Annotated in this window: 2 protein-coding genes; both read right to left on the bottom strand. The window is 32.1% G+C overall.

The genetic code is table 11. The annotated features are described in order from the left end of the window. Positions 1–515 (bottom strand): hypothetical protein (locus AC1DRQ_RS31900; RefSeq protein ID WP_477430226.1); only part of this gene is annotated, 515 nt, incomplete at its 3' end. A 35-nt stretch (positions 516–550) separates the two neighbouring features. Next, positions 551–850 (bottom strand): glycosyl hydrolase (locus AC1DRQ_RS31895; protein ID WP_477430224.1); only part of this gene is annotated, 300 nt, incomplete at its 5' end.

Here is an 850-nt window from a genome sequence, read left to right as displayed (position 1 = left end):
ACTAAACGACAATTATTATTTATAGCTTCAATGATAATTAGCCTGGAAAGATCGTTGGATGAGCAATTGATAAACGCGTTGGCTTTTTTAAAAAGGTAGCCAACCAACTCTTTGTCGAAACTATTAATTATGGTAACATTGGTTGATTTAACCCATTCAATTAAATGAAATGATTCACTTTTTTCTTTTGTTACGATGATTAATTTATGACCTCTTATTTCTTTAGATGAGAATGCTCTCAATAATACTTTTAAATTCTCTTGCTGATCAATTGTGCTTATCAGTAAAAAAAAGTTTTCTTTTTCTTCATTTCTTGCTGAGTGCTTATCGCCTGATTTGATCATAGGAGTAATATATGACACAGACATCCGTGCTGAGCCAGATTCGCGCTGTTTGACGGATCCCTTTTTAGCGTCATTGATTATAAATTTTGTTTTCTTTAACCACTCCTTAATCTGTAACAACAGATCACTTCTTAGTTCATTCAGATTAAATGCTGATGAATAGGATTTCATGTTTGCAATTTGTAAGCCTTGGAAGATCCTGAGATTTATTTTCCAACTATTTGCTTATAGCTTTGGTAGGCATCCTTTTTAATATAACGACCCATGCTGTCTTTATAAATAAGACCATAGCATGCTTCAAAAGGGTAACGTGCTTTTAAATAAGTTTGATCAAATAATTCATATATGAAAAGCCCTTTAATGATTCCCTGATCCAGTATCTTTTTAATGGTCTGTGTGATATAGTCGCTCTGAGTTGCGAAATTTGCACTTGTTGTACCTTTAAAATAATTAAACTCTGTAATCCAGATGGTCTTATTAAACCTTTTACTTATATAAGATAACAC

The sequence above is a fragment of the Mucilaginibacter sp. P4_E8 genome, from assembly GCF_056401495.1.
The sequence above is the reverse complement of the archived record's forward strand: the minus strand, read 5'-3'. Positions and strand labels throughout refer to the sequence as shown.